The organism is Streptomyces millisiae, assembly GCF_031845425.1.
GTDB lineage: Bacteria > Actinomycetota > Actinomycetes > Streptomycetales > Streptomycetaceae > Streptomyces > Streptomyces millisiae.
On record NZ_JAVREM010000243.1, the window covers coordinates 1 to 475 of the forward strand.

Here is a 475-nt window from a genome sequence, read left to right on the forward strand (position 1 = left end):
CGGTGCCGGTGCTGATCATGATGTTGTTCGCGTTCTTCCTCTTCGGCATGTACGACGTGTTCCCGTCCAAGTACATCGCGCTGGCCGGAGTGGTGACCGGGCTGACGCTCTACAACGGGGCGGTAATCGCCGAAATCGTTCGAGCCGGCGTCCATTCCCTTCCCCGTTGTCAGCAGGAGGCCGCGTGGTCATTGGGATTGACGTGGACGCAGACCATGCGACTGATCCTGTTGCCGCAGGCGATCACCGCGATGCTGCCGGTGCTGGTTTCGCAACTGGTCGTGGTGCTCAAGGACACCGCCATCGGCTACCAGATCACGTTCGTGGAGATGGTTCGTCAGGGTACGAATATCGGGTCGGCCTACGCCAACATCCTGCCCGCCCTGATCGTCATCGCGGTCTTGATGATCAGCGTCAACATGGCGTTGTCGTCGTTGGCCACCAGGATCGAGCAGCGCTTGCGTCGTTCCAGCCG

The 475-nt window shown here is 61.1% G+C and carries 1 protein-coding gene; it reads left to right on the plus strand.

Annotated features, from left to right (window positions below; all coding sequences use genetic code 11):
• Positions 1-475: ABC transporter permease subunit (locus RNC47_RS36470; RefSeq protein WP_311605161.1), on the plus strand; the 475-nt coding region annotated here is incomplete at both ends.